The 24,784-nt window shown below is 67.7% G+C and carries 21 protein-coding genes; 16 read left to right on the top strand and 5 right to left on the bottom strand.

The genetic code is table 11. The features are described 5' to 3' along the window. Positions 1-25: 25 nt before the first annotated feature. Entirely contained in the window at positions 26-5,290 is a 5,265-nt protein-coding gene (locus IB259_RS01475; RefSeq protein ID WP_192327185.1) for a YadA-like family protein, read from the bottom strand. A 450-nt stretch (positions 5,291-5,740) separates the two neighbouring features. Between IB259_RS01475 and IB259_RS01470 the strand changes: the two genes are divergently transcribed. The 15 genes from IB259_RS01470 to ccmI all read left to right on the top strand — a co-directional run bounded on the left by IB259_RS01470 (position 5,741) and on the right by ccmI (position 17,939). Next, positions 5,741-6,649, top strand: a complete 909-nt coding sequence (locus IB259_RS01470) for a LysR family transcriptional regulator (protein WP_192328827.1) — start codon at positions 5,741-5,743, stop codon at positions 6,647-6,649. 127 nt (positions 6,650-6,776) lie between these two features. Beyond that, positions 6,777-6,935 (top strand): periplasmic nitrate reductase, NapE protein, encoded by a 159-nt coding sequence (napE, locus tag IB259_RS01465; RefSeq protein ID WP_013393095.1) that lies wholly within the window; start codon positions 6,777-6,779, stop codon positions 6,933-6,935. A 23-nt stretch (positions 6,936-6,958) separates the two neighbouring features. After that, complete coding sequence (locus IB259_RS01460; protein ID WP_054459214.1) at positions 6,959-7,276, top strand: chaperone NapD; 318 nt, start codon at positions 6,959-6,961, stop codon at positions 7,274-7,276. Beyond that, positions 7,260-9,755 (top strand): periplasmic nitrate reductase subunit alpha, encoded by a 2,496-nt coding sequence (gene napA / locus IB259_RS01455; RefSeq protein WP_054459212.1) that lies wholly within the window; start codon positions 7,260-7,262, stop codon positions 9,753-9,755. Before IB259_RS01460 ends, napA begins: the two co-directional genes overlap by 17 nt. Positions 9,756-9,775: 20 nt before the next feature. After that, a complete protein-coding gene (locus tag IB259_RS01450) occupies positions 9,776-10,252 on the top strand; it encodes a nitrate reductase cytochrome c-type subunit (RefSeq protein WP_054459211.1) in 477 nt (158 codons plus the stop codon). A 16-nt stretch (positions 10,253-10,268) separates the two neighbouring features. Further along, the gene (locus tag IB259_RS01445) at positions 10,269-10,907 is read left to right on the top strand and encodes a cytochrome c3 family protein (protein ID WP_192327182.1); all 639 of its coding nucleotides are present in this window, start codon (positions 10,269-10,271) and stop codon (positions 10,905-10,907) included. Continuing rightward, on the top strand, positions 10,894-11,568 hold the full coding sequence (gene ccmA, locus IB259_RS01440) for a heme ABC exporter ATP-binding protein CcmA (protein ID WP_054459206.1): 675 nt from the start codon (positions 10,894-10,896) through the stop codon (positions 11,566-11,568). The genes IB259_RS01445 and ccmA overlap by 14 nt, the downstream gene beginning before the upstream one ends. Continuing rightward, positions 11,534-12,199 carry a heme exporter protein CcmB gene (gene ccmB / locus IB259_RS01435; protein ID WP_013393089.1) on the top strand — a complete coding sequence of 222 codons (666 nt, stop codon included), beginning with the start codon at positions 11,534-11,536 and terminating at the stop codon, positions 12,197-12,199. Before ccmA ends, ccmB begins: the two co-directional genes overlap by 35 nt. A 7-nt stretch (positions 12,200-12,206) precedes the next feature. Beyond that, the gene (gene ccmC, locus IB259_RS01430) at positions 12,207-12,995 is read left to right on the top strand and encodes a heme ABC transporter permease CcmC (protein ID WP_192327178.1); all 789 of its coding nucleotides are present in this window, start codon (positions 12,207-12,209) and stop codon (positions 12,993-12,995) included. Then, positions 12,992-13,159, top strand: a complete 168-nt coding sequence (gene ccmD / locus IB259_RS01425; RefSeq protein ID WP_054459202.1) for a heme exporter protein CcmD — start codon at positions 12,992-12,994, stop codon at positions 13,157-13,159. Before ccmC ends, ccmD begins: the two co-directional genes overlap by 4 nt. Then, positions 13,156-13,611, top strand: a complete 456-nt coding sequence (gene ccmE / locus IB259_RS01420) for a cytochrome c maturation protein CcmE (protein ID WP_054459201.1) — start codon at positions 13,156-13,158, stop codon at positions 13,609-13,611. Before ccmD ends, ccmE begins: the two co-directional genes overlap by 4 nt. Further along, positions 13,608-15,614 carry a heme lyase CcmF/NrfE family subunit gene (locus IB259_RS01415; protein ID WP_175163828.1) on the top strand — a complete coding sequence of 669 codons (2,007 nt, stop codon included), beginning with the start codon at positions 13,608-13,610 and terminating at the stop codon, positions 15,612-15,614. Before ccmE ends, IB259_RS01415 begins: the two co-directional genes overlap by 4 nt. Further along, positions 15,614-16,135, top strand: a complete 522-nt coding sequence (locus IB259_RS01410) for a DsbE family thiol:disulfide interchange protein (protein WP_054459197.1) — start codon at positions 15,614-15,616, stop codon at positions 16,133-16,135. Before IB259_RS01415 ends, IB259_RS01410 begins: the two co-directional genes overlap by 1 nt. Then, the gene (locus IB259_RS01405) at positions 16,132-16,626 is read left to right on the top strand and encodes a cytochrome c-type biogenesis protein (RefSeq protein ID WP_082401352.1); all 495 of its coding nucleotides are present in this window, start codon (positions 16,132-16,134) and stop codon (positions 16,624-16,626) included. The genes IB259_RS01410 and IB259_RS01405 overlap by 4 nt, the downstream gene beginning before the upstream one ends. Further along, positions 16,623-17,939, top strand: a complete 1,317-nt coding sequence (ccmI, locus tag IB259_RS01400; RefSeq protein ID WP_192327175.1) for a c-type cytochrome biogenesis protein CcmI — start codon at positions 16,623-16,625, stop codon at positions 17,937-17,939. The genes IB259_RS01405 and ccmI overlap by 4 nt, the downstream gene beginning before the upstream one ends. A 27-nt stretch (positions 17,940-17,966) precedes the next feature. On the opposite strand, the gene IB259_RS01395 is transcribed toward ccmI, so the two are convergent. The 4 genes from IB259_RS01395 to IB259_RS01380 all read right to left on the bottom strand — a co-directional run bounded on the left by IB259_RS01395 (position 17,967) and on the right by IB259_RS01380 (position 23,711). Beyond that, positions 17,967-21,167: a tetrathionate reductase subunit A gene (locus tag IB259_RS01395; protein ID WP_192327172.1), complete on the bottom strand. Its 3,201-nt coding sequence runs from the start codon at positions 21,165-21,167 to the stop codon at positions 17,967-17,969. Positions 21,168-21,228: 61 nt separating this feature from the next. Further along, complete coding sequence (gene nrfD / locus IB259_RS01390; RefSeq protein WP_054459218.1) at positions 21,229-22,263, bottom strand: NrfD/PsrC family molybdoenzyme membrane anchor subunit; 1,035 nt, start codon at positions 22,261-22,263, stop codon at positions 21,229-21,231. A 19-nt stretch (positions 22,264-22,282) separates the two neighbouring features. Beyond that, positions 22,283-23,053, bottom strand: a complete 771-nt coding sequence (dsrO, locus tag IB259_RS01385) for a sulfate reduction electron transfer complex DsrMKJOP subunit DsrO (protein ID WP_054459191.1) — start codon at positions 23,051-23,053, stop codon at positions 22,283-22,285. Between the two features lie 127 nt (positions 23,054-23,180). Beyond that, complete coding sequence (locus IB259_RS01380; RefSeq protein WP_119451840.1) at positions 23,181-23,711, bottom strand: DNA-deoxyinosine glycosylase; 531 nt, start codon at positions 23,709-23,711, stop codon at positions 23,181-23,183. Between the two features lie 168 nt (positions 23,712-23,879). Between IB259_RS01380 and IB259_RS01375 the strand changes: the two genes are divergently transcribed. Beyond that, positions 23,880-24,743, top strand: coding sequence for a pirin family protein (locus tag IB259_RS01375; RefSeq protein WP_119451825.1), 864 nt, complete (start codon positions 23,880-23,882; stop codon positions 24,741-24,743). Positions 24,744-24,784 lie beyond the last annotated feature (41 nt).

Raw genomic sequence — 24,784 nt, 5'->3', positions numbered from 1 at the left:
GAGCCTGCGTTCGTGCCACATGTATTCACCATTGATATCCCACTCCCACGCTAGCGCCGTAGTCGCCGCGCGAACTGCTGCTGGCCAGGCCCTTCACCACCCATCTTCCGCTGTCGGACACCGTGGACAGCCCCATGGCGAAGCCGCTTTCCCCGCGCCACGTACCGCCGCCCATGCTGAACATGCTCCTGCCGGGCAGATAGGCCTGCGGCAGCGCCGACATCGCCATAGCGGAAGCCACGCCGGCGCTCAACCGGTTGTCCAGCCCTTGCACGTTCTTGCGCAAGCCCGCCACCTGGTTGCTCAGGCCGCTTTCTACTTCTCGCAACTGGCTCACGTTCACCGCGTCGGTTCCCGCAGCGCCGCGGGCCACGTTCGTGATCTGGCGTTCGGCTCCGGCCGCGCCGACCGAAACCGTGTCGTCGCGGTCGGCGACAGACCCCGCGCCCAGCGCCACGGCATTACTGCCCGACGCCTTGCTGCCGTTGCCCAACGCCGTGGCTCCCGCGCCGGACGCCTGCGCGCCATTGCCGATCGCGGTGCTGTTCTTACCCGAGGCCACGGCGCCCGCGCCGCCCGCCGCCGAGTTGCCGCCGCTGGCCTTGGGCGGCTTGGCCGCCTTTACTTCCTGGCTGGTCTGGAACATGCCCGCGGCGCCATTGCCGATGTTCGTCACATCGCCTTCGATGCCGGTCATGCGTTCGTCCAGCGCGGTGAGTTGGTCCCCGACCTGGAGCACATTGCCTGCCACGTCCTGCAAGCGTTTGTCGGTATAGTCGTTGGCCTGCTTGAGCGCGCCGTCCAGCTGCCGCAGATTCACGGCGTCCGTGGCCTCGCGGCCGTCGGCCAGATTGCTGAGCGTGCGTTCCGCGCCCGACGAGCCCACCGACACCGTGCCGGCCGACTTGTTTTGCACCTCCGAATACTTGCCGGCATAGCTCTGCGCTCCCCGGTCCGCCACGGCGCCCCCGCCCAACGCCACGTCGCCATCCTTCCCTGCGACCGCGCCGTTGCCCAAGGCCACCGAGTTCACCCCATTGGCGGCCGCGCCCGGTCCGACCGCGATACTGCCTGGACCATTGGCCTGTGAATCCGGCAGCGCCGCCGACGCCCCGCCGTTGGCATGGAAGTACTTGATTCCGGCGCCGCCCTTGGTGAAGTTGTCAACCGTATCGCCTATAGCCTTCACGTACTGGTTGGTCTCGAACAACTGCGAACCATTGACCGCATCCGTGCTGTCCGCCGACAGCGCGCCCCGCGCCACATTCCTCAGCACGGTGGCCGCCCCGCCGGGATTAAAGGTCACCATGCCGTAGTTGCTGGTGCCGTCCGCATTGAGGTCGTATTTCACCCCTCCCGCGTCGAGCCCGCTCACATTCGAGGCCAGCGCCTTCAACTGGCTGACGTTCACGGCGTCGGAATCCACAGTACCCGCAGCCACCCCGTTGATCTGCCGATACATGCCGGCATCGGCGTCACCCACAGACAACGCGGCCAAGGTGCTGCGCGTGGCGTTCACGGACGCGCCATTGGCGCCCAGGGGCACATATCCTGCTGCCCCGGCCACCGTCTTGGCGACCGATCTCGCACCCAGCGCTACGCCACCGCCCGCGACAACCTGGCTGCCGGCGCCCAGGGCCACCCCCTGGACGGCATCAGCCAGGGCCTGCGTTCCCGCCGCAATGCTATCCGCTGACGTGGTACGCGCCTGCTGTCCCAGGGCGATGCCGCCGGGCGCCCCCTGGTCCACTACCGCCCGATCCCCGATCCCCAGGCCGCGGTCCCCATTGACCACGGCCTGCGGGCCGACCGCGATCGACTCAAGCCCTACCGCCAGCGAATCGGAAGTCGTCGAGTTCACATGGAAGTACTGGGTCCCAGTGGTCGTCAAGGAGCCGATCGCGCCGGTCAGTTGGCGCAAAGTCACCGCATCATGCTCCTCGGTCCCGTCCGCCACGTTGGTAATCTGGCGGTACGCGCCATCGCGACCCACGGATACCGCTCCCAGCAAGGTGAGATCCGCCGTGTTGAACGGCACCAGGGCGCCACCGCTGCCGACCGCAAGGCTGCCCGAGGTCGGCGTCAGCGCCCGGGCGGACACGGAGCCTGAACCCAGCGCCACGCTCCCTTCCTGGCTCGCCTGGGCATCGCGTCCCAACGCCAGCGCGTCGCCGGCCGACGTCCGCGCGTTGTAGCCCAGCGCCGTGCTGCCCACGCCCTGCGCGTAGGCATCATCTTCCGCCAGCCCCAACTCGTTGGTCCGCGCATAACGCAAGCCCAGCCCATTGTCGGCCTTGCTGATCAGGCTAGGGTTCCCCGTCAGGTGTGTGTACGTGTCGCCCATGGTCGTCAGGGTATCGCCCATGCCCGTCAGCCTGTCGCCCACGCGCTGCACGTCCTGGTTCGTCTCGTGCAGTTGCGCACCGTTCACCGCATCGGTGCTGGTGGCCGTCACGGCCCCGCGCGCCAGGTTGGTCAGCCTGGTGCCGCCCGTCATACCGCCGTCCGTCGATGCCGATCCCGCCAGCGTGATCAGGCTCTTGGGATCGCCCGCGTTGCCGTCATAGGTCACCGCCCGGTCGCCCAGGCTGCCCACGTTCTCGGCCACGGACTTGAGCTGGCTTACGTTCACCGCATCCGTGTCGGACGCGCCCGCGGCCAGGTGGCTGAGGCGGCGTTCCGCGCCCGCCGAGCCTATGCTCACTTCGCCGACTGGCGCAGCGCCCGCCACCGCCGCCGTACCTGAGCGGTACGCCGCCGCGCCCAGCGTCGCGCCATTGGCGACCGCGTTCGCGCCCAGCGCCACGCTGCCGGCATGGCTTGCCTGGGCCTCGCGGCCCAGCGCCAGCGCGTTGTCGGCCGTGGCTCGCGCGTTGTAGCCCAGCGCCGTGCTGCCGGGGTTCTGCGCATAGGCGTCGCTGGGCGTCAACCCGCGCTCGTTGGTCCGCGCATAGCGGATGCCCAGGCCGTTGGCGTCCGTGTACGTTGCGCTCGTGTCCCCGGTGAGATTCGCCAGCGAGCCGCCGAGGCTGGTGAGCGTATCGCCCAAGGTCGTGACCGTACCGCCGATGGTCGTGACCGTATCGCCGAGATTCGTCACGGTGTCGCCCAGGGTCGTGACGGTGTTGCCCATGCTGGTCACCGTGTCGCCCATGGTCGTGACCCTGTCGCCCACGCGCTGCACGTCCTGGTTCGTCTCGTGCAGTTGCGCACCGTTCACCGCATCGGTGCTGGTGGCCGACACGGCCCCGCGCGCCAGGTTGGTCAGCCTGGTGCCGCCCGTCATGCCGCCGTCCGTCGATGCCGATCCCGCCAGCGTGATCAGGCTCTTGGGATCGCCCGCGTTGCCGTCATAGGTCACCGCCCGGTCGCCCAGGCTGCCCACGTTCTCGGCCACGGACTTGAGCTGGCTTACGTTCACCGCATCCGTGTCGGACGCGCCCGCAGCCAGATGGCTGAGACGGCGCTCCGCACCGGCCGAACCTATGCTCACTTCGCCCACCGGGGCAGCGCCCGCCACCGCCGCCGTACCTGAGCGGTACGCCGCCGCGCCCAGCGTTGCGCCGTTGGCGACCGCGTTCGCGCCCAACGCCACGCTACCGGCGTGGCTTGCCTGGGCCTCGCGGCCCAGCGCCAGCGCGTTGTCGGCCGTGGCTCGCGCGTTGTAGCCCAGCGCCGTACTGCCGGGGTTCTGCGCGTAGGCATCGCTGGGCGTCAACCCGCGCTCGTTGGTCCGCGCATAGCGGATGCCCAGGCCGTTGGCGTCGGTGTATGTCGCGTTCGTGTCCCCGGTGAGATTCGCCAGCGAGCCGCCGAGGTTGGTGAGCGTATCGCCCAAGGTCGTGACCGTACCGCCGATGGTCGTGACCGTATCGCCGAGATTCGTCACGGTGTCGCCCAGGGTCGTGACGGTGTTGCCCATGCTGGTCACCGTATCGCCCATGGTCGTCACCCTGTCGCCCACGCGCTGCACCTCCTGGTTCGTGTCATGCAGTTGCGCACCGTTCACCGCATCGGTGCTGGTGGCCGACACGGCCCCACGCGCCAGGTTGGTGAGCCTGGTGCCGCCCGTCATGCCGCCGTCCGTGGATGCCGATCCCGCCAGCGTGATCAGGCTCTTGGAATCACCTTCGTTGCCGTCATACGTCACCGCCCGGTCGCCCAGGGCATTCACCGCCTGATTCGTCGCATTGAGCTGCGAACCGTTGACGGCATCCGTGCTAAGGGCGCCAAGCCGCCCCGCCGCAACGTTCGTGATGGAGCGCTCCGCACCCGTGCTGCCCACGCTGACCGTGCTGGCGGGCGCCGACCCGGCGAACGAATAGGACCGCCCCGCGATCGCGGCGCCAGACGTGCCGACGGCGGCAGCAGTCGCGGAGCCCGCCCCCAGCGCGACGTCGTCCGAGTTGGTTGCGACCGAATCGAACCCCAACGCCATGCTCCGCGCCGCCAGCGCGTTGGCATCGTTGCCTACGGCCAACGCCGCGGCGCCCGCAGCCGCCGAGCTATTGCCCAGCGCGACGGCGCCTGGTCCCGAGGCCCGATTGGCATTGCCCAACGCCACCGAGTTTTCACCGATCGCCGAGCTGCCGCGACCGATAGCCACCGCGGAGAAGTTTCCTGTTGCGCCATCAGCCACGCTGCCGATGCCCAGGGCCACATCGCCATCGCGCCGTGCCTGCGCACGCGTGCCTATCGCAACGGAATCCGCCCCCATGGCACGCGATTCTCCTGCGACCGCAACGGCGTTGAGCCCCGATGCCTGCGCACCCGCCACCGCCGAATTGGAGGAATTATTGCCGCCGATCGCGACGCTGCCGACGGCCGTGGCACGCGCCCATTGACCAAGAGCGGTCGAACCCAGGGCAAGGGCTCCGGCCTGCATGCCTACAGCGGTGCTCCGAATTGCCGCCGTAGCCGCAAACCCCAGGGCGGTCGCGGCATTGCCCGTCGCCGTCGCTTGAAAGCCCAGGACCTGCACGCCGGTGTAGCCGCCGCCATCGGCATCGCATCCGATAACGTTGGACCACAGGCCGGATCCATCGCTCGGAGTCTTGCCCGCAGGATAGGCTACGCCGTCGGGTCCCGTCGCCTTGGGAGAGGCGCAACCATTCGGGTTGTACGTTGATGCATGAACCTGCGGACCCGTACCCGCCAGACCGGCAAGTATCGCAAGCCCCGCTGCGATATCCAGCCGCATGTTCAGCTTCAGGCGCTTCCGAATGGACTGCCGGCCTCCCGCCGCGTCTTCGTCCGCATCGATCCAAACGTTCCTGAGTATCTTGTTCATGAATGGATGCTCCAGTTCAAAAACTCTAGGGAAGTTCTCGTCTACGCAGCCATTACGTGTGACTCAAACGGCACCCGGAACACGCTGCGGCGACTAACGCCACCCGCTATGCAAGCGGCCGGGCTCTCGCCAACTGCGCCACGCAAGCGGTCGATCTATTGATGGAGATGGAAAAGGAAATGCGCCAGGACCAACGCGGGACGCCTCGCTTGCCGGCGGAGGAGTCCCGCAGCGACTGCATCGGGTGATGCATTGAGGCCAAGACTACGGCGCGCAATTGCAATCGCACATTGCACTTGGGCCTATGGGACGTATCGGCGCAGCCTTCCTATGCCGGCTGGCCGCAGGTAGGTAACAGCGGAAACCAACATTTCCGCCGTTCCACCCACTAAACAAATGGACCGCTCATCCGTCTCAGAATCGGGGCATTGGTTTCATGAGGAGCGTTCCGTGGATTTGTTGGCAGCGATACGCATTTTTCTCCGCGTGGTGGAACGCGGAACCATCTCGGGCGCGGCGCGCGATCTCGACATGAGCCAACCATCCGTGAGCGAACGCATCGACAAGCTGGAGCGTTTCCTAAGCGCCCGCCTCTTGGTGCGCAGTTCGCGCAAGCTGAGCTGCACGGCTGAAGGCCGGACGTTCTACGAACAGGGCAAGCAGCTGCTGGACGCGGCGGAATTGACAATAAATTCCGTATCGTTAAGTAACGCCAAGATACAAGGAAGCCTGAGACTCGCCGCGCCGCAGTGCCTGGGCGAGATCGTGGTTCCCAAGGCCCTGATGAACGTGCGCACGGCACACCCCGATCTGCACGTGGATCTCATGCTGAACGACACCATCGCCGACCCGGTCACCGAGGGCCTCGACATTTCGCTGCGGCTGGGCCGCCTCAATGAAAACGGAGGCTATATAGCTTTCCCGCTTGGCTGGGTGGCCCGCAAGCTGGTCGCGGCGCCTTGTTACCTTGCGGCTCACGGCCCCATAGAAACGCCGGCGGACTTGGCCTTCCATCCGTTCATTCGTTTGAAGGCCATTTTCGCGAACGACCAGGTGCCGCTCTCGCGCGAAAACGGGCCGGTGGTCCAGACGCGCATCAAGACCGCCATGACGGTCAGCCACTGGCGTCCCATGTACGATCTGATCCTCTGCGGCGGCGGCATCGGCATCCTGCAGCATCCCGCGTGCGCCAAGGCACTGGCGCAAGGACGCCTCGTCGAACTGCTGGACGGCTATCGCGTTCCGCCGCTTCCGCTCAATGCGCTGATTCCGCCCCTGCGTCCGATGCCGCAGCGCGTGCGGGCGGTCCTGGACCTGTTGAAGCGGGACATTCCAGCGCTGCTCCCGCCAGCTGCTTGAACCGCCCATCCGTCCCAGCACATTGTTACGCCGTGGTGCAACATTGACGCCCTTCAAAGCCATCTGCTAAAAGCTTCGGTATCCGCACGTTAAACGCAATGCCCCAACTGTCGTAGTGAGGTGCTGTGTGCAAAACGAGTCCGATGGCTACACCAAGCCTCAGGAACTACGAAGTTTCCTGTTCCTGACGGCCGTCATGGCCCCCGTCCTGTCGGTCATCATCGTGGCAGGCTACGGTTTCCTCGTCTGGTTCTATCAGCTGATTGCCGGCCCTCCCGGTAGCTGATGCGACGCGACGGAACCCCTCCCATGTCCGCGCTCCCCCACTCCGCGCCGCCTGCGGCGCCGCCAGAGCTGCACATCGCCAGCATGGTGGTGCACGCCGCGCCGCGCCGCTTGCCCGACGTCCGCCAGGCGATTCTTGCAATTGCCGGAGCGGAAATCCATGGCGCTTCCGACACCGGAAAGCTGGTGGTCACCCTGGAAGCCCCCTCCACCGACGACATGATGGCCCGGATCTCAGAGATCCAGCGCCTGGATGGCGTGCTGGCTTCGGCGCTGGTCTACCAGCACGCCGACTCGCTGGACGCGATGAACGAGGAGATTGACGATGGCAATGGCTCGTAGAGACTTCATCAAGCAATCTGCCGCGGCCGCGGCCGCGACTGTGGCTGGCATACCCATCGTCGGCTACACGCAGAACATCGTCACCGAATCCGAGGCCGCCAAGCTCAAGTGGTCCAAGGCGCCCTGTAGGTTCTGCGGGACCGGCTGCGGCGTGAACGTCGCCGTGAAGGACAACCAGGTCGTGGCCACGCACGGCGATTTCAACGCCGAGGTGAACAAGGGCCTGAACTGCGTCAAAGGCTATTTCCTGTCCAAGATCATGTACGGCAACGACCGGCTGACCACGCCGCTCTTGCGCATGAAGGACGGCAAGTACGCCAAGGACGGTGAATTTGCCCCGGTGTCCTGGGACCAGGCCTTCGACGTCATGGCCGAGCAGTTCAAGCGCGTACTGAAGGACAAGGGTCCCGAGGCCGTGGGCATGTTCGGCTCGGGCCAATGGACCGTCTGGGAAGGGTATGCCGCGCTCAAGCTGATGAAGGCGGGCTTTCGCAGCAACAACCTGGACCCGAACGCGCGCCACTGCATGGCCTCGGCCGCGGTGGGCTTCATGCGCACCTTCGGCGCTGACGAGCCCATGGGCTGTTACGACGACATCGAGAACGCCGATGCCTTCGTACTGTGGGGCTCCAACATGGCGGAGATGCACCCGATCCTGTGGACCCGCGTGACCGATCGCCGACTGTCCGCGCCCAAGACCAAAGTCGTCGTGCTGTCCACCTTCGAGCACCGTTCCTACGAGCTGGCCGACATCGCGCTGACCTTCACGCCGCAGACGGACCTGGCGATCCTGAACTACATCGCCAACCACATCATCCAGACCAAGCGCGTGAACCGGGATTTCGTGGACAAGCACACGACTTTCCGCGAAGGCAATGCCGACATCGGCTACGGCCTGCGGCCCGATCATCCGCTGCAGAAGGCCGCCAAGAACGCGGGCGACGCCGGCGGCTCCAAGCCCATCACGTTCGACGATTTCGCCAAGTTCGTTGCCAAGTACGACCTGGACTACACCGCCAAGCTGAGCGGCCTGCCCAAGAAGCAGCTGGAAGAGCTGGCCGAACTCTATGCCGACCCGAAGGTGCGCGTCACATCCTTCTGGACCATGGGTTTCAACCAGCACACCCGCGGCGTATGGGCCAATAACATGGTCTACAACATCCATCTGCTGACCGGCAAAATCTCCACGCCGGGCAACAGCCCGTTCTCGTTGACCGGCCAGCCCTCGGCCTGTGGCACCGCCCGCGAGGTGGGCACCTTCTCGCACCGCCTGCCGGCCGACCTGGTGGTGACCAATCCCAAGCACCGCGCGCACGCCGAGGAAATCTGGCAGCTACCCGACGGCACGATCCCCAGCAAGGTGGGTGCGCATGCGGTCCTGCAGAACCGCATGCTCAAGGACGGCAAGATCAACGCCTATTGGGTGATGGTCAACAACAACATGCAGGCCGCGGCCAACCTGATGAATGAAGGCCTGCCCGGCTACCGCAACCCCGACAACTTCATCGTGGTGTCGGACGCCTACCCCACCGTCACCACTATTTCGGCCGACCTGATCCTGCCGGCCGCCATGTGGGTCGAAAAGGAAGGCGCCTACGGCAACGCGGAACGCCGCACCCAGTTCTGGCACCAGCTGGTCAACGCGCCGGGCGAGGCGCGCTCGGACCTGTGGCAACTGATGGAGTTTTCCAAGCGCTTCAAGGTCGAGGACGTCTGGCCTGCGGATCTGCTGGCCAAGAAGCCCGAATACCGCGGCAAGACGCTGTTCGACGTGCTGTTCGCCAACGGCAAGGTCAACCGCTATCCCAACACCGAGCGCGACAAGGACTACGCCAACCAGGAAGCCGAGGCTTTCGGCTTCTATGCGCAAAAGGGGCTGTTCGAGGAATACGCCGAATTTGGCCGCGGCCATGGCCACGACCTGGCGCCGTTCGATACCTACCATGAAGTGCGCGGCCTGCGCTGGCCCGTGGTCAAGGGCAAGGAAACGCTGTGGCGCTACCGCGAAGGCAGCGACCCCTACGTCAAACCAGGAGCCGGTTTCGAGTTCTACGGCAATGCCGACGGCCGCGCCGTGATCTACGCCCTGCCCTATGAACCGCCCGCGGAATCGCCGGACAAGGAATACCCGTTCTGGCTGTCCACCGGACGCGTCCTGGAACACTGGCATTCGGGCTCGATGACGCGGCGGGTGCCGGAACTGTACCGGGCCTTCCCCAACGCGGTCTGTTTCATGCACCCCGATGACGCCCAGGAAATGGGCCTGCGGCGCGGCGTCGAGGTGGAGGTCGTGTCGCGGCGCGGCAAGATGCGCACGCGCCTGGAAACCCGCGGGCGCGACAAGCCGCCGCGCGGCCTGGTGTTCGTGCCCTGGTTCGACGCTGGCCAGTTGATCAACAAGGTAACGCTGGACGCCACCGATCCGATCTCGTTCCAGACCGACTTCAAGAAGTGCGCGGTCAAGATCGTCAAGGTCTGAAAGGCGAACCGGAGACAGCCATGAACCTACGCGCCCTTACTCTCGCGACATGCGTCATCCTTGGTTCGGCCGCCTGGGCGGCGCCACCGCTGGAGGTCGAAGACCCCATGCGCGGCCCCACCCCGGTCGCGCAGGAAACCGACCCGCCGCTCATCAGTCCGGTCGAAAACAAGGACATCCGCCGCATGCGCACGTATTCCATGCAGCCGCCCACCATTCCGCACAAGATCGACGGCTACCAGGTCGACAAGGACTTCAATCGCTGCCTGGCCTGTCACGCCCGCGTGAACACCGAGGAAACCCAGGCCCCGCCCCTGAGCGTGACCCACTACATGGACCGCGACAGCAACGTGCTGGCGGAAGTCTCGCCGCGCCGCTACTTCTGTGTGCAGTGCCACGTGCCGCAGACCGAGGCCAAGCCTCTCGTGTCCAATACTTATCAGGACATCGATGTGATCCTCAAGCGCCTGTCCGCCCCGGCGCCCGCCAAGAAGTAAGCGACCGGAGGCAGCCATGTTCGGACTCATCAAGCGCTACTGGAACATCATCCGACGGCCCAGCGTGCATTTCAGCCTGGGCTTCCTGACGGTCGGCGGTTTCATCGGCGGCATCCTGTTCTGGGGCGCCTTCAACACCGCCATGGAACTCACCAACACCGAGAAGTTCTGCACCGGCTGCCACGAAATGCGCGACAACGTGTACGCCGAGCTGAAAGGCACCATCCACTTCACCAACCGCTCCGGCGTACGCGCGCTGTGCTCGGACTGCCACGTGCCGCACAACTGGACCGACAAGATCGCGCGCAAGATGCAGGCGTCCAAGGAAGTCTGGGGCAAGATCTTCGGCACCATCGACACGCGCGAAAAGTTCGTTGAAAAGCGCCTGGAGCTGGCCCAGCACGAATGGGCGCGCTTCAAGGCCAACGATTCGCTGGAATGCCGCAACTGCCACAATTACGAGTACATGGACTTCACGCGCCAGAGTCCGCGCGCGCAGAACATGCACTCCACCTATCTGGCGGACAAGAGCAAGACCTGCATCGATTGCCACAAGGGCATCGCCCACAAACTGCCGAACATGGGACCGGGCCCGACCTCAATGGCGCCCGAGCCCACGGGCCCGGGCAAGGAAGTGGCGCATGCGGCCCGCTGATGCGCCGCCGCCCATGCTTTGCGCGCGCGGCCTGACCAGCCGCCGCGGCTATTCCGCGCCCGTGGATTTCGAGCTGCATGGCGGCCAACTGCTGCATGTGCGCGGCGCCAACGGCAGCGGCAAGACCAGTCTTCTGCGCATGCTCGCGGGCTTGCTGCGGCCGCTGGCCGGCAGCGTGCTGTGGCGCGGCGGCGACGCACGCCACGACCCCGCCGGCTACCGTGCCTGCATGGCCTACCTGGGGCATGGCAACGGCCTGTGCGGCGAACTGAGCGCCGCCGAGAACCTGCGTTACGCCCTGCACGTCGCCGGCACGCCGCAGGCAGAAACTCGTTTATCGGACACCTTGCGCGCATGGCGCCTGGAATCCTGCGCCGACATGCCCGCCCTGCGCCTGTCCCAGGGACAGGGCCGGCGGCTGGCGCTGGCGGCGGTCGTGCTCGGCGCCAAGCCCCTGTGGCTGCTGGATGAACCCGACGCCGGGCTGGACACTGCCAGCCTGGAGCAATTGCGCCTGGCGCTGGAAGCCCACCTCGCGGCTGGCGGCGCCGCCGTGCTCGCCTCGCACCGCGAACCTGGCACCGCCGCCGCGCATACTCAAACCCTGGACATGGATGACTACGCGGATGCTGGCTACGCTGTCGCAGTTGGCATTGCGTGAAATCCGCCTGGCCTGGAGACGGCCCGCGGACACGCTGGGCGCCACCCTGTTTTTCATCGTGGCCGGCACGCTGTTCCCCCTGGCGGTCGGTCCCGACCCTGCGCTGCTGCTGGCCATCGGGCCGGGCGTGCTGTGGGTCTGCGCCCTGCTCGGCATCCTGCTGACGCTGAACCGGCCTTTCGCCCAGGACTACGACAACGGCGCGCTGGAACAGCTGCTGGTGTCGCCGCATCCGCTGCCGCTGCTGGTGGGCGCCAAACTGGCGGCGCACTGGTTCAGCAGTTGCCTGCCCCTGATCCTGGCCAGCCCGGTGCTGGCCCTGCAATTCGGCCTGTCGCCGCAGGCCATCGGCATCCTGGTCCTGTCGCTGCTGCTGGGCACGCCGACGCTGGCGCTGGTCGGCGGGCTGGGCGCGGCGCTGACGCTGGGCCTGCGCGGCGGCGCCCTGCTGCCGCTGCTGGTGCTGCCGCTGTATGTGCCGGTGCTGATCTTCGGCGCTGGCGCGGTGTCGGCCTCGCACGCCGGCATGGGCGCCGGACCGCAATTGTCATTGCTGGGCGCATGCCTGTGCCTGGCCATCCTGTTATGCCCCTGGAGCGCCTCGGCGGCGCTGCGCGTGGCGCTGGACTGAGGACGCCATGCACAAGCACCCTGCCCTGAATGCATATCCGCCCGCCGCGGCAGCCGGCGCGGGCTGGCTGCGCTACGCCTCGCCCGCTGCCTTCTATCCGCTGGCCGGCCGCATGATTCCGTGGCTGGCGCTAGGCGCCGCGCTGTTCGCGGCCGCAGGCCTGTATGTGGGGCTGGCCGTCGCCCCCACCGACAGCCAGCAGGGCGAGGTCTACCGCATCCTCTTCATCCATGTCGGGGCGGCCTGGATGTCGATGTTCCTGTACCTGGTCATGGCGCTGTATGCCGCGCTGGGACTGATCTTCAATACCCGCCTGTCGTTCATGATGATGCGGGCGCTGGCTCCCACCGGCGCGCTGTTCACCTTCCTGACCCTGTGGACCGGCGCGCTGTGGGGCAAGCCGACCTGGGGCGCCTGGTGGGTATGGGACGCGCGGCTCACCTCCGAACTCATACTGCTGTTCCTGTACCTGGGTTTCATGGCCTTGCAGGCAGCCGCTGCCGACGACGCGCAGCGCGCCGACCGCGGCGGCGCCATCCTGGTGCTGGCGGGCGTGATCAACGTGCCCATCATCTATTTTTCGGTGCGCTGGTGGAGCACGCTGCATCAGGGCGCGTCGATCAATCTCACCACCGCGCCCAGCATGGCCCATATCATGGTGACCGCGATGCTGCTGATGGTGGCGGCGTTCTGGCTCTACAGCGCAGCGGCCGCGCTGGCGCGCGTGCGCGGCATCATTGCCGAGCGCGAGCCGGGTGCGGTCCGCTCGGACCGGACGCGGCGGGAGGCGGCATGAGCTGGCAAGCGCTGTTCTCGCTGCAAGGCCACAGCCCCTATCTGCTGGGTGCGTACGGCGTGACGCTGGCGCTGATCGGCCTGGAAGCGTTGGTGTTATGGCGCCGTAGCCGCGCCCGGCGCGCGGCGCAGAATACCGCCCGCGCTGACGGGACGGCGCGATGAGCCCGCGCAAGCGCCGCGCGCTGGCCATCCTGGGCGGCCTGGGCCTTCTGGCCGCGGCCGCCGCGCTGGTGCTCAATGCCCTGCAATCCAACCTGGTGTTTTTCTTCAGCCCCACGCAGGTGGTGGCCAAGGAAGCGCCCGCCAGCGGCAGCTTCCGCGTCGGCGGCCTGGTGGAGCAAGGGTCGCTGCGCCGCGAGGCCGACGGGCTGACGCTGCGCTTCGTGGTGACGGACACCGCGCACACCGTGCCGGTGACCTACCAGGGACTGCTGCCCGACCTGTTCCGCGAGGGTAAGGGCGTGGTGGTGGCCGGCAAGCTGGGGCCGGACGGCGTGTTCCGCGCCACCGAGGTGCTGGCCAAGCACGACGAGAACTACATGCCGCCCGAGGCCGCCGATGCGCTCAAGCGCGCGGGCGCCGGGCCCAACGCCATGCGCGCGGAGGCGCAATGATTCCCGAGATCGGCCTGTTCAGCCTGATCCTGGCGCTGCTGGTGGCGCTGGCGCAAGGCGTGCTGCCGCTGGTGGGCGCAGCCACCGGCTGGCAGGCGGGGCTGAGGGTGGCGCGGCCCGCCGCCATCGGCCAGTTCGGCCTGACCACCGTGGCCATAGGCTGCCTGGCCTGGGCGTTCGTGGACAACGATTTTTCCGTGCTGTACGTGGCCGCGAATTCGCATGCGGACCTGCCCGCCGCCTACCGCTTCGCGGCGGTGTGGGGCGGACATGAAGGATCGCTGCTGTTGTGGCTGTACCTCCTGACGGCCTGGACCCTGGCCGTGGCGCTGTGCAGCCGCCGCCTGCCCCTGCCCTTCGTCGGCCGTGTGCTGGCGGTGATGGGCTGGATCAGCGTGGGCTTTCTGCTGTTCCTGCTGTTCCTGTCCAACCCCTTCGAGCGCCTGATGCCGCCCGCCATGGCCGGACGCGACCTGAATCCGCTGTTGCAGGATCCGGGAATGATCGTGCATCCGCCCATGCTGTACATGGGTTACGTCGGCTTCTCCGTGGCCTTCGCCTTCGCCATCGCGGCGCTGCTGTCGGGCGAACTGGACGCCATGTGGGCGCGCTGGGTGCGCCCCTGGACGCTGGCGGCCTGGACCTTCCTGACCATAGGCATACTCCTGGGCAGCGCCTGGGCCTATTACGTGTTGGGCTGGGGCGGATGGTGGTTCTGGGATCCCGTGGAAAATGCCTCCTTCATGCCCTGGCTGGCGGGCACCGCGCTGATCCATTCCCTCATCGTGACCGAAAGGCGCGGCGCTTTCCGCAGCTGGACCGTGCTGCTGGCGATCTGCACGTTTTCGCTCAGCATCCTGGGGACGTTCCTGGTGCGCTCGGGCGTGCTGACCTCCGTCCATGCCTTCGCCGTGGATCCCGGACGCGGCCTGTACATACTGGGATTCATGCTGGTGATCGTGGGTGGATCGCTGGCGCTCTATGCCTGGCGCGCCCCCACGGTAGGCCTGGGCGGCGGATTCTCGCTGCTGTCGCGCGAATCCCTGCTGCTGTCCAACAATGTGGTGCTGACGGTGGCGGCGGGCTCGGTGCTGCTGGGCACGCTATATCCGGTCGTGCTGGACGTGCTGGAGTGGGGCAAGATCTCCATCGGTCCGCCCTATTTCGAAGCCGTGTTCGTGCCGCTGATGACGCCGGCCATTTTCCTGATGGGCGTCGGTCCGGTGGCGCGCTGGAAGCAGGCAGAGCTGCCCGACCTGGGCCGCCGCCTGCGCGTGGCCTTCGCAGTCAGCGTCGCGACCGCGGTGCTGCTGCCGCTGGCCATGCCGGGCCCGGCGCGGCTGGGGTCGCCCATGGTGATGCTGGGGCTGTGGCTGGCCGCCTGGTCGGTCGCCAGCGCCGCGGCGCACGCCTGGCAGCGGCTGACGGACGGCGACGGCCAATGGCTGCGCCGGCTGGGCCGCCAGCCGCGTTCCTGGTACGGCATGCTGCTGGCGCACGCGGGTGTAGGCATCTTCATTGCCGGGGTCACCCTGGCCAACGGCTATGAGGTCAAGCAGGAGCTGCGGATGGAGCTCGGCTCCACCCAGGAAGCGGGCGGCTACGCGTTCACCTTCGCCAGCATTGCCCCGGCTGCCGGGCCGAACTACAGCGCGCAGCGCGCCGTATTCCCGGTGACCCGAGACGGCAAGCCGGTGCTGACGCTGTATCCGGAAAAGCGCCTTTACACGGTGCAGGACATGGCGCTGAGCCAGGCCGACATCGACAGCGGCTTCACCCGCGACCTGTTCGTGGCGCTGGGCGAACCGGTGGGCGACAAGGCCTGGACGGTGCGCCTGCAGGTCAAGCCCTTCATGACCTGGATCTGGACGGGCTGCATCCTGATGGCGCTGGGTGGTCTGCTGGCGGCCGGCGACAAGCGCTACCGCCGCGCGCAGGAGCCGGCGCGTGCGCCGCAGCCGGCCATGCCCGCCGCCGCGCGACCCACGCGGGAGGGAGCCTGATGCTGCGTTACCTGGTGCCGCTGGCCGCCTTCCTGGCCATGGCCGTGTTCCTGGCGATGGGCCTGTCGCGCGATCCGCGGGCGGTTCCCTCGGCCATGATCGACAAGCCCGCCCCCGCCATCGGCCTGCCCGTGCTGCTGGATCCCGGCAAAAAGCTGGAGGTGCAATCGCTGCGCGGCCAGGTCTGGCTGCTGAATGTGTGGGCGTCCTGGTGCGGGCCATGCAAGGACGAACTGCCGGTGCTGCGCGAAGCCGCCCGGCGCCACGGCATTCCGCTGTACGGCTTGAACTACAAGGACAAGCCGGAAGAAGCCGAAGCCTGGCTGGCGCGCAACGGCAATCCCTACATCGCATCCGCCAGCGACATCGACGGCCGCGTCGGCATCGAATATGGCGTGTACGGCGTGCCCGAGACCTTCGTGATCGACCGCGACGGCCGCATCCGCTACAAGCAGCTGGGCCTGATCACGCCCGAGATCTGGCGCGACCGCATCCAGCCCGCCATCGAGGCGCTGCGATGAAGCGGCCCGCTGCCCTGTCTTGCAGCCTGTTGCGGGCCGCCCTCCGCGCCCTGCTGCTGGCGCTGGCCTTGGCCGCCGCCGCGCGCGCGCAAGTCCACGCTGGCGCCGCGCAGCCCTTGCCGCCTGTCCTGGAACAACGCGCCGACAAGCTGGCCCATGGACTGCGCTGCCTGGTGTGCCAGAACCAGACCCTGGCCGAGTCGAACGCGCCATTGGCCCAGGACATGCGCAAGCTGATCCGCGATCAATTGGCGGATGGCCGCAGCGACGCGCAGATCATGCAGTTCTTCGAAGACCGCTATGGCGACTTCGTGCGCTACGACCCGCCCTTCAAACCCATCACCTGGCTGCTGTGGCTAGGACCCTTCGCCCTGCTGGCGCTGGGCTTCGTAGTACTGGTACGCACCTTGAAGCGCCGCGCCGGCGCGCGCGCCCCCCTGACCGCCGACGAACGCGCGCGCGCGGCGCGCTTCCTGGATACCGGCTCATGACCACACTCTGGATCATCGTGGTGCTCCTGCTGCTGGCGACCCTGCTCTGCCTGGTCCCGCCCTTGCTGCGGCGCGCGCCCGCCGCGCAACCCGAATCCGAGGCCAATGTGCGCGCGTTCTATCTGGCGCAGCGCGAGCAGTTGCGCCGCGACATGGACAACGGCAGCCTCACTGCCGCCGCCGGCATGCGTGCGGAAGAAGAGCTGCAGCGCGACCTGCTGCAGGATCTGGACTTGCGGCGCGGGCGCAGCGCGCCCTGGGCCGGGCAGCGCGCGGGCATCACCGCCGCCTGCCTGCTGACCGTGCTGATCCCGGTGGCGGCCGTGCTGCTGTACGGCCAATTGGGCAACCCGCGAGCGGCGGCCAGCGCCAGCGCGGGCCAGCCCGCCGAACCCCACGCGGCCGATACCGGCACCGACATGACGCTGGCCATCAATACGCTGGCCCAGCGGCTGCGGACTGCGCCCGATGACGCCGACGGCTGGTACATGCTGGCGCGTTCGTATGAAACCCTGGGACGCTATGTCGATGCAGTGGCGGCCTACCAGCAGTTGCTGCGCCTGGTCCCGGGCCAGCCCGCGGTACTGGCCGACCTGGCCGACGCGCTGCTGTCGGCCAACCAGGGCAACCCCGACGAAGCCTCCATCGCGGCAGTGGCGCAAGCCCTCGCCGCACAACCGGACCAGCCCAAGGCCCTGGCCCTGGCCGGCATGATGGCGTTGCGCCGCGGCGACGCCGCCGAGGCGCTGGCGCATTGGGAACGGTTGCAGGCCCAGTTGCCGCCGGACTCGGAAGCCGCGCGGCAGATCCAGTCCAACATCGCGCAGGCGCGCGCCATGGCGGCCGCGCCTGCCAGTACAACTGCCGGCGCATCGACCGCGGCATCCGCGGCTTCGCCCCCCGGATCCGCCCCTGTCTCGGCATCGGCTCCTGCGTCCGCCGGCGCAGCGCCCCCGCCCGCCGCCACCACCGCCCGCATCAGCGGACGCGCCAGCATCGCCGACGCGCTGCGCGGGCGGGTCCAGCCCTCCGACACCGTGTTCATCCTTGCGCGTCCCGAGGAAGGGTCGCGCATGCCGCTGGCAATCCTGCGCATGCAGGTCTCGGACCTGCCGCGGGATTTCGTGCTGGACGACAGCAGCGCCATGTCGCCGGACGCGACCTTGTCGCGCGCCAGCAAGGTGCGGGTGGAGATCCGCGTCAGCAGGTCCGGCACCGCAGCCGCGCGGCCGGGCGACCTGGGCGGCGCGCTATCCGGCGTCGGCATCCATGCGGATGGACTGACGCTGGTGGCCGATACCGTCGTGCCCTGAGGCGCACGATACCGGCCGCCTGCGTCCTCAGACCCGCTCGATCCGCGCCGGCAGCCCCTGGCGCACCGCCGCGCCGGACACCCAATCGATCCAGACGTTGGCATGCTCGCCGCGCGTGGCGTCGCCGAATCCCAGGTCGTTCAGGTTCACGCCCGCGGCCAGCGCCGGATCGTGCGCCATGGGCTTGCCATCCACCACGTGCGCGCGGGCGCCCAACTCAGTGTGGCCGTAGCCGTGCTCGATCCCCACCGCGCCCGGCTGGATGCCGTCGCGCAGCAGCGCCAGCCCGGTCACCGCGCCGCCCGGCGTCACGATGCGCACCGCATCGCCGTTACGGATGCCCAGGCGTTCGCCGTCCTGCCGGTTGATCGATACCGGGTTGTGCGGATGCACCTGGCGCAACCGGTTCACGCCGATGGACATGGAGCTCATCAGGTTGGACTTGAACGAGCTGAGCAGGAAGGGCCAGTCCTGCCGCGTGTATTGCGCGCGCATGTCGCTGCCGTCGGCCAACCGCGTCGGGTACCAGGTCGGACAGCCGCTGTAGCGCTCGCCCGTCATGGAATGGCGAAAGCCCGCCAGTTCCTCGCTCCAGACCTGCAGCGGCTTGGCATAGGCCATGCGCGTCTGCCGCGTTCCGCCCTCTTCCACCCAGGCATCCTGCACTTTGTCGAAGCGCCCGCCACGGCTCATCACCATGGCTACCTGACGCCATTCGCCCGGTTTGAGCTTCTGCTGCAATAGCGCGCCATAGCGGTCCACGCCGGTGAGCGCCATGTCGTCGTCGCTGGCCTCGGGCACGGGCTTGCCGGCCGCGAAGGCAATGTTGGCGATGCCGCGCAGGAAGAAGTCCTCCGGCGTGTCCAGCGCGTACTTGGCGCCGTCCTTGTCGGAGATAGCGCCCGCGCCGAAGCCCGGCATGCCCAGCCGCTTGGCGCAGGCGATCAGGAAGGTTTCCAGGCAGACCGGCTCATCCGTGGCGGTACGCGCCACGCGCGGCTGCACGGCCGGCCAGCGCACGGTGGACGCCTTGGCCACCACGTCCGCCCAGGGCGCGGAGACGCCCCAGCTTTCGTAGGTCACCGTATCCGGCACGATGTAGTCGGCCAGCGCGTTGGTCTCGTTGATGAAGGGATTGATCGATACCGACAGCGGCAAGAGGCGCGGATCCTTCATCTTGTCGATGATGACGCTCTTCAGGCCGGCGATGCCGTAGATCGGGTTGCTCATGTGGTTGAACCAGACCTTGGCATGGTACGGATAGCCCGCCAGCGCGGACGCCAGCATTTCCGAGCTGAGCCCGCCAGTGGCCGGATACCAGGGCGCCGCTGCCGGATAGACCGATTGGCCGGCGGCCTTTTTGCGCTTGAACTCGCTGGACTTCTCGTACGGGAAGCGGTTGCGCGACAGGCCCACGCCCTTGGGCGTGGCGCGGTTGGCAAAGCCGGCGATGTTGTAGCGCGGCCCCTGCCCATAGGGGGGGAACGGACCCGCGTCCAGCACCAGGCCGCCTTCCACGTTGAGGTTGCCCACCAGCGTGTTCAGCATGGCGATGGCATAGGCCGTATAGAAGCCCGAGCCGCTCATGGTGCCACCGTGCGCATCGGCCACGGCGCGCTTGCCGTAGCTGGTGAAACGCTCGGCCAGCGACGCAATCTTGGCGGCCGGCACGCCGCTCAGTTCCGCGTATTCGTCCAGCGTCTTGCGGCGCGATTCCTCGCGCAGCAGCGACAGCGAACTGCGCACGCGCAGCGCTTCTGGCGCGCCATCCATGCCGGGCGCGGCGACCGCGTCGTCCACGAACAGCGTGGCGGGCGCGGCCGCGGTGTGCGGCGCCAGCGTGCCGTCTTCCAGGCGCACGACGTACACGTCTTCCCACTTCTCGCCGGCATCGGCCGGACGCGGCCAGCCCAGGTCGGCGCCGCGCAGGAAACTGCCCAGGCGGGGATGGCCAGGTTCCGCCACCACCAGATGGGTGGCGTTGGTCCAGGCCGCCTCGCCCGCGGCCTTCATGGCCGCAGGGCCGGGCTGCGCCAGCGCGCGGGCATCGTAACGTTCGTTGTCCAGGATCCAGCGGATCAGGCCCATGGCCAGACCCAGGTCGCCGGCCGGATTGACCGGCACCCATTCATTGCCCGATCCCGCCGACAGGCTGGACGAGGCAGGCAGCATCGGCGACACGACCACGTACGTAAAGCCAGTCTCTTCCGGCCGCACGCGGGCCTCGGCCAACTGGCGGGCCTGGCGCTGGAACGGGTTGCCGGCCTGCGCCGGCGCCGCGCCGATGAACAGGCCGAAGCGCGCGTTGTCCCAATCCGGCTTGCCGTGGGGCATGCCCTTCAGATCGCCCAGCGCCGCCCCCGCGCCCACGCGGAAGCTCTGGCCGCAATAGGAACCGTGGTTGCTGAAATTCACCGTGCCGAACGATTGCCCGGCAAAGCGCTGGATCAGCGGCGTGCGGCCTTCGTTGGACGCGTCGGTGAACAGGAACTGGTTGACCTTGGCGCCATACTCGGGATTCTGCGGATCCAGCGGCGTTTCGCGGTCAAAGATGGCGCGCAGGCCGTCCACCTGGCCTTCGCCAAACAGATCGCCGCCTTCGCAGACTTCCTGAACCAGCTGTTCGAACGAGATGGTCTGCCACTTGCCCTCGCCGCGCTTGCCCACGCGCTTGAGCGGCTGCAGCACGCGGAACGGGCTGTTCATCTGCTCCAGCATGGCCGAGCCGCGCGCGCAGGACGTGGCGCGTCCTTCCAGGCCGTTGTCGCCGCCCAGTTGCGCATAGACGTCGCGCACCGGCGCTTCCATCGCGGCCGGCCGGGTCGTGGCCAGCGGATGGTAGGGGTTGCCGGCCACGCGCAGGATGCGGTTTTCCTTCGTGTCCACGCGCAGGCGTACGCCGCACTGGGTCCAGCAGCCCAGGCAGCTGGAGGGGCTGACCGTCTGGCCGGGCTGGGCGCTGAGCACGCCGGTCAAGGGATCGATGCGGAATTCCGGCGTCAGCGAGTTGCCGCGCACGGCATGCGCCGTGGGCACGCCGGCCGTGCCTTGCGCCAGGCCCTTCACGGCCCGGACCACGGTCTCGCCGTAGCCCGCCGCGAACGCCGCCATGCCGCCGGCGACCACGCCGCCGCGCACCATCAGCTTGCGCCGCGCCTCGTCGCGCGGCTGATTGGCGGCCTCGTCCGGCGGGGCGTCGCGCTTGTCGTCTTCGTGTTGCTTGTCCATTGCTTTCATTCCATGTTCTTTCGTCTAGGGCCTGCGCACACACAGGCCCGGGCGACGGCGCTCAGGCCGCCACGCCGCGCGTACGCGCCGGGAACAGTTCCAGGGCGTAGGTCACGGCGGCGACCAGCGCCACGCACAGGCCCAGCACGCCCACCATGCCCAGCAAGCCATCGCTGCCCCAGGGCATGTCGTACAGGTAGAGGCCGGCGCCGTACTTCGGCACGCCCTGCACGCTCATGAAGACCACCCAGCGGAAGATCCACGCAGCCGCCAACATGGTCAGTGCCAGCGCCGCTGAAGGCAGCGGCGCGGCCAGCGTGCGCGCCGGGCGCTGCAACAGCGCGATCATGCAGAAGCCGGTCGCCACCGCGCCCGCCAGGCTGACGCGCCAGATCGGGAACTCGGCGAACAGGCGCAGCGCGGCGTCGAACGAAGGGTCCATGCCCAAGAGGCCCAGCAGCGCCCAGGCGCCGGCGCCCAGCGCCATCATCACCACCGCCGTCACGCTCAGGCTGCGCAACAGTTCCACCGGCATGGCCTGCGTGCCGCCCCGCAGCCAGCGGCCCACCAGGAACATGGCTCCCAGCGCGCCCAGCCAGGCGGTCAGCGCAAAGTTCACCGGCAGGAACACCGTGTGCCACAGCGGCCGCGAACGCAGCACCATGACCTCGGCGCCGGTATAGACCAGGATCGACAGCGCCGACACCGCCAGCGCCATGCCCAGCGCGCGCACCCAGCCGATGCGGCCCCACCACCAGGCGGCGCAGAACAGCAGCGCCAAGGTCACGAACACCGGCAGCAGCAAGGCGCCCAGCCACATCCAGGACCAGGGCGTGAAATGCGCGTAGAAGTGCCAGAAGCGGCCCGGCTGGTGCAGGTCCGCCAACAGCGACACGGGTGCGGCGATGGCGCTGACCAGCAGCACCGTCACGGCCGCGGGCAGCAACCGGCGGGCGGGCGAACCCGCGCTGCCAAAGGCCGCGAAAGCGGCGGTCAGCGCAGTGGTGGCGCTGATGCCGATGAGGAAGAAGTACTGCACGGCCCACGGCAGCCAGGCGGCGTCGTAGACCGGCGTCAACAATTCAGAGATCTGCATGGTCATCCCCTTCGATGGCTCAATGACCGCCAGCCAGCCGCACGCCGGCCTGGCCGTCGACCTGGTGGACGAACGCATCGGGCAGGCCGATGTAGTAGACGTGGGGATCGGTCTTCATTTCGGGCTTGAGCACCTTGATGTCCTGCTTGTGCTCGACCAGCAGCTTGGAAATGGCGCTGTCGGGATCATTCATGTCGCCGATGACGCGCGCGCCGCCCACGCAGCTTTCCACGCAGGCCGGCAGCAGCCCGGCTTCCAGACGGTGCTCGCAGAACGTGCATTTGTCGGCGGTCTGCGTTTCGTGGTTGATGAAGCGGGCGTCGTAGGGACAGGCCTGCACGCAATAGGCGCAGCCCACGCAGCGCTCGTTATCGACCAGCACGATGCCGTCTTCGCGCTGGAAGGTGGCCTGCACCGGACAGACGGGCACGCAAGGCGGGTTGTCGCAATGGTTGCAGAGGCGCGGCAGCATCACCATGGAGGCGGGGCCGCCGGCGTCGGGCAGGACTTCGTATTGCAGGACGGTGGTGCGGAACTGCCCGATGGGAGGCAGGTTCTCCATGGAGCAGCTGACCGTACAGGACTGGCAACCGATGCACTTGCGCATGTCGACCACCATTCCGTAGCGCTTGCCCGGCATCCCCGGACGGCGCGGCGGCTGGCCGTTGATGCCGGTGGCCTCGGCGCGGATGGGAATAACGGTGGCCGCGGCCCCCAACCCCAATAAGCCCTTCAGGAAGCCACGTTTACCCGGGAGTGGCGGTTCCGGGGGGCTGGCGGGGGTACTCATAGTGCTTCTCCAAGCGTTAATTCTGTTACGGGAATTAACTTATCACTTGGAGTTATATAGAGACTTGATAAGGATCAAACCGGGGACGGATAAGCGTAAACCCGGAGCCGGTCCGCAACCCAATCCGTCAATCCTCGACCTTGAGCGCCCGGCCCCAGGCGGCCAGCTTGTGCTCGAACGAGGCCGCCGCATGCGCCGGGCTGGTCGACGGCAAATCCATGTATTCCAATGGGACGGCCAGTCCGGGCAGCACGTGGCGGCGGTACATCGCCGCGGCCTTGGCGCCGTTGAAGCAGACCCGGACGATGCCAGGGTGGCGTTCAAGGAAGGTGGCGAAGTCATTGGCGACCAGGGTGTCGCCACGGATATCGGCGTCCAGGCTGCCGGGACGTTCACAGGCCTGCAGCACGTCCCACAAGGCGATGCCGGCAGCCTGCAGGGCCAGCAGGCGCTGTGCATAGTCCAGGCCGGGATCGAAGCCGAAGACGCTGGCCGCGATGGGCCAGAAGGCGTTGCGCGGATGGGCGTAATAACGGCCCTGCCTGAGCGATGCCACGCCGGGCATCGAACCCAGCACCAGCACGCGCGCGCCAGCCCCCGCCACCGGGGCGAAGCCCTGGACCTGATCGTTATTGCCGCCCGCCTGGGCCGTGCGCATGCCGTCTTCCATGCCCAAAGGATACGCCAGCCGCGAGTTCCGCCTCCACTGTCCGATCCATGGAACAGTGCTTATCAATGCCAGGGACTACCGCCGAAGAGGTGGCGCCCTTATCTTATTAATCATGACGGACGGCCCCGCTGGGGCCGCGCAACAGGAAATACGACCATGAAGAAGATCCTCGGATTGCATGCCAGCCCCCGTCCCCACTGGGTGGGCGACGGCTTCCCGGTGCGCTCCATGTTCTCCTACAACGACAAAGGCAAGAACACCAGCCCGTTCCTGCTGCTGGACTACGCCGGCCCGGCGCAGTTCGAGCCGGCCGAACATCCGCGCGGCGTCGGGCAGCATCCGCACCGCGGCTTTGAAACCGTGACCATCGTCTACAGCGGCGAAGTCGAGCACCGCGATTCCACCGGCAACGGCGGCGTCATCGGTCCCGGCGACGTGCAATGGATGACGGCGGCCTCCGGCATCCTGCATGAAGAGTTCCATTCCCACGCCTTCACCCGCAAGGGCGGCGAGCTGGAAATGGTGCAGCTCTGGGTCAACCTGCCCGCCAAGGACAAGATGGCGCCGGCCGGCTACCAGGGCATCCTCGACGCGGACATCCCGACGGTGGACCTGCCGGACGGTGCGGGCAAGCTGCGCGTGATCGCGGGCAACTACGCGGGTCACGCGGGACCGGCGCGCACCTTCACGCCGATGGACGTGTGGGACGTGAGGCTGGCCGCCGGCAAGTCGGCGACCTTCCCCGTCGCCGAAGGCCGCAACAGCATGCTGGTCGTTCTGCGCGGCACGGTGCTGGTCAACGGGGAAACCGTGGCGCGTGATGCGCAGCTGGCGCTGTTCTCCCTGGAGGGCGAGGACATCACCGTCGAAGCCAACAACGACGCGGTGTTCCTGGTGTTGAGCGGCGAGCCCATCGACGAGCCGGTGGTCGGCTACGGCCCCTTCGTGATGAACACGCAGGCGGAAATCGTCGAAGCGATCCAGGACTTCAACGCCGGACGCTACGGCAAGATGCACTGAGGCAACAGGGCCGGCTGGCCTCTCGTCCCGCGCAGCGGGGC

It is taken from the genome of Achromobacter sp. ACM04 (assembly GCF_014851465.1).
Lineage (GTDB): Bacteria > Pseudomonadota > Gammaproteobacteria > Burkholderiales > Burkholderiaceae_B > Achromobacter > Achromobacter aegrifaciens.
This window is presented reverse-complemented; position numbering and strand designations above follow the sequence as displayed.